The sequence below is a fragment of the Bordetella petrii genome, from assembly GCF_020991325.1.
GTDB lineage: Bacteria > Pseudomonadota > Gammaproteobacteria > Burkholderiales > Burkholderiaceae_B > Bordetella_A > Bordetella_A petrii_E.
This window is the reverse complement of record NZ_JAJMLX010000370.1, coordinates 1-3,615: the sequence shown is the minus strand read 5'-3', so window position 1 is coordinate 3,615 and position 3,615 is coordinate 1. Positions and strand designations below refer to the sequence as shown.

Below are 3,615 nucleotides of genomic sequence, written 5' to 3'. Positions count from 1 at the left end.
CGCGAGGCCGTGCGCCTGCGCCGCGAGGTCGAGCGCCTGCAGGCCGCCGTAGACGGCAAGGCCCCCCCGGTGGTGCCCGAGGCCATCGCCCCGATGTCGCCGCTGTAAGCGGCGCCATCGTTTTCTTACTGCTACAGAGCTCGCAGCGTGGATTTTGAACCTTGGTGGCTTATTTTCGTGCCGGTGCTGTTCGCACTGGGCTGGCTGGCGGCACGCTTCGACTTCCGGCAGATGCTGCGCGAAACGCGCACCTTGCCTGATTCGTATTTCCGCGGCCTGAATTTCCTGCTGAATGAACAGCCCGATCGCGCCATAGACGCTTTTGTCGAAGTCGCCAAGCTCGATCCCGAAACTACCGAATTGCACTTCGCGCTGGGCAGCCTGTTCCGCCGGCGCGGCGAAATGGAGCGCGCCATCCGCGTGCACCAAAGCCTGCTGAACCGGTCCGACCTGCCGGTGGCCGAGCGCGAACATGCCCAGCACGAGCTTGCCCATGATTTCCTCAAGGCCGGCATGCTCGACCGCGCCGAAAGCGCCTTCGAGCAACTGAAAGACACCCGCTATGCCTTGCCGGCCCTGCGTTCGCTGATACGCATCTACGAATCCGAGCACGACTGGCCGCGCGCCATCGAAGCCGTCAAGACCCTGCATGGCCTGGTCGATGAGCCCGTGCCGCAGATCGTGCACTACTACTGCGAACAGGCCCAGACCGCCTTGGCTGCCAAGCCTTTCAACGCCGATGCCGCGCATGCCGCGCTGGATGCGGCCGACCATGCCGCCAGGCATGCCGGGCAAGCCGGGCTGGGCGAGGCCGCTGGCAAGCCGGCCAAGGTGCGCACCGCCATGCTGCGCGCCCGGCTGGCCATGCTGGAACAAGACCCCAAGCGCGAGCGCATGTACCTGGAATCCATCCTGGCCGATGCGCCCGAGTTCGCCGGCCTGGTGGCCGAACAACTGCTGGCCAATTACCGCGCCGCCGGGCAGGCCGCCGAGGGCCTGGACTTGCTGCAAAAGCAGTACGCCCGCCACGCTTCGCTGGATCTGTTCAATGTGGTGTTCCGCGAGCTGCGCGTGCAGCAGGGCGCGGCGCCCGCCTGGGCGTTCGCGCGCGGCGCGCTGCGCCATCACCCCTCGCTATTGGGCCTGGACCGCCTGCTGGAGGCCGAACTGGGCGGCGACAAGGGCGGCCACCACGACCAGGGCCCGGTGCGCGGCGCCGACCTCAGCCTGCTGCGCAGTCTCATCCATAAACATACCCAGCGCCTGGACCGCTATGCCTGCCGCAGTTGCGGATTTCAGGCGCGGCGGTTTTACTGGCAATGCCCGGGCTGCAATTCCTGGGAAACGTACGCACCTCGCCGTCTGGAAGAACTCGAATGAACCCCTTTCCCGCCGAGGCCATCGCACGCAGCCGCGTCCTGGTGGTGGGCGACGTCATGCTGGACCGCTATTGGTTCGGCGAGGTCGACCGCATTTCACCTGAAGCCCCCGTGCCGGTGGTGCGCGTGGCGCGTCGCGAAGACCGCCTGGGAGGTGCGGCCAACGTGGCGCGCAACGTCGCCGCCCTGGGGGGGCAGGCCACCCTGGTGGGCATCGTGGGCGCCGACGAAGCCGGCGAAGCCATCGGGCGCCTGGCCGGCCAGGCCGGCGTACAGGCCGACCTGGTGGCCGACACCGAACATCCCACCACGCTCAAGATGCGCGTGCTGGGCCGCCAGCAACAGTTGCTGCGTGTCGACTTCGAACAGCATCCGGCCCTGTCCACGCTCGACGACCTGGACGCGCGGGTGGCGCGCCACCTGGCGCAGCACGATGTCGTGGTGCTGTCCGACTACGCCAAGGGGGCGCTTGACCGGGTCGAATCCCTGATCGGGCAGGCCCGCGCCGCCGGCGTGCCGGTACTGGTGGATCCCAAGGGCGATGACTACACGCGCTATCGCGGCGCCACGCTGGTAACCCCCAACCGGTCCGAAATGCAGCAGGCGGTGGGGCGCTGGAATTCTGAATCGCAGCTCACCGAGCGCGCCCAGCGCCTGCGTGCCGATCTGGACCTCGAGGCCTTGCTGGTGACGCGTTCCGAGCAGGGCATGACATTATTCACCGCGGACGGGCGCGAGCACGTCGACGCCCAGGCGCATGAAGTGTTCGATGTGTCGGGCGCCGGCGACACGGTGCTGGCCACCCTGGCCGCCATGCGCGGCATCGGGCAGACGTGGGTCGAATCCATGGCCTGGGCGAACCGCGCAGGCGGCATCGTCGTGGGCAAGCTGGGCACCTCGATCGTCACCGCCGCAGAACTTGCAGGAGAATCCACATGATAGTCGTCACAGGCGCAGCCGGCTTTATCGGCAGCAATCTGGTGCGCGGCCTGAACCGGCGCGGCATCAAAGACATCATCGCGGTCGACGACCTTACCGAGGGTGACAAATTCCTGAATCTGGTCGACTGCCAGATCGCCGACTACCTGGACAAAGACGAGTTTCGCCGCCGCGTGCAGGCGGGCGCACTGCCGCCGGTGCGCGCCATGCTGCACCAGGGCGCGTGTTCGGACACTACCGAGCGCAACGGCCGCTACATGCTGGACAACAATTACCGGGTCACCCTGGAATTGTTCGAGTATTGCCAGACGCAGCGCATCCCGTTCCTGTACGCCTCGTCGGCCGCGGTGTATGGCGGGTCGTCGGTGTATGTCGAAGATCCTGCCAACGAGCGGCCGCTGAACGTCTACGGCTACTCCAAGCTGTTGTTCGACCAGGTATTGCGCACCCGCATGAAGACCCTGACGGCCCAGGTGGTGGGCCTGCGGTATTTCAACGTTTATGGTCCGCACGAGCAGCACAAAGGGCGCATGGCATCGGTGGCGTTCCACAACATGAACCAGTTCCTGGCGGAAGGGCATGTACGCCTGTTCGCCGGCTGGGACGGGTATGCCGACGGCGGCCAAAGCCGAGACTTCATCTCCGTGGACGATGTGGTGGCAGTGAACCTGCACTTCCTGGACCACCCCGAGACGTCCGGCATCTTCAATTGCGGCACGGGCCGCGCCCAGCCCTTCAACGATGTGGCGGCCGCGGTGGTGAACACCCTGCGTGCCGAAACCGGCGATGCGGCGCTGCCCCTGGAAAAGCTGGTCGAACAGGGCTTGCTGCGCTATATCCCGTTCCCCGATGACCTGAAGGGCCGTTACCAAAGCTACACGCAGGCCGACGTCACCCAGTTGCGCGCGGCGGGGTTCGCGGCGCCCATGCGCGATGTGCAAACCGGCGTCGCCGAATACGTGCGTTACTGGCGCGCGCTGAAGGCCTGACGGCGTGCCCAGGGCCACGCTGTAGGCATTTCCCACGGCTGATTTTTTCGTTCACAGGCGCCGGCCTTGCCAGGCCGGCCGCCGCATCATGGCGGGCAGGGCGGATCATCCGATCCGCTGTCTTGTACGGAGCCCAGCCATGAATCCTTTTTTGCACAATCCGGTGGCACAGCCTTTGACAGGCTCGCCCACTGCCCTTGTCCGCCATCCGCCGCAATGGCCCCTGGTGGGCCGCCATGCTCCCGGCCGGCCGGGAGGACGCGGCGGCGGAAAGTTGGCGCGCGCCGTGGGCTGCCTGGCCATGGCCG

At 66.7% G+C, this 3,615-nt stretch carries 3 protein-coding genes and 1 pseudogene; all 4 read left to right on the top strand.

What is annotated here, in order from left to right; translation table 11 throughout:
* Positions 1-108 (top strand): annotated as a pseudogene (locus tag LPZ50_RS23055) (DUF1049 domain-containing protein); the annotation flags it as partial.
* 39 nt (positions 109-147) lie between these two features.
* Positions 148-1,380 carry a lipopolysaccharide assembly protein LapB gene (gene lapB / locus LPZ50_RS23050; protein ID WP_230665164.1) on the top strand — a complete coding sequence of 411 codons (1,233 nt, stop codon included), beginning with the start codon at positions 148-150 and terminating at the stop codon, positions 1,378-1,380.
* Complete coding sequence (gene rfaE1, locus LPZ50_RS23045) at positions 1,377-2,318, top strand: D-glycero-beta-D-manno-heptose-7-phosphate kinase (RefSeq protein WP_230665162.1); 942 nt, start codon at positions 1,377-1,379, stop codon at positions 2,316-2,318. Before lapB ends, rfaE1 begins: the two co-directional genes overlap by 4 nt.
* A complete protein-coding gene (rfaD, locus tag LPZ50_RS23040; protein WP_230665160.1) occupies positions 2,315-3,307 on the top strand; it encodes an ADP-glyceromanno-heptose 6-epimerase in 993 nt (330 codons plus the stop codon). The genes rfaE1 and rfaD overlap by 4 nt, the downstream gene beginning before the upstream one ends.
* Positions 3,308-3,615 lie beyond the last annotated feature (308 nt).

Excerpts from the sequence above, each read along its gene's own strand:
- rfaD (WP_230665160.1), top strand. The coding sequence starts at position 2,315 with ATGATAGTCGTCACAGGCGCAGCCGGCTTTATCGGCAGCAATCTGGTG.
- rfaE1 (WP_230665162.1), top strand. The coding sequence starts at position 1,377 with ATGAACCCCTTTCCCGCCGAGGCCATCGCACGCAGCCGCGTCCTGGTG.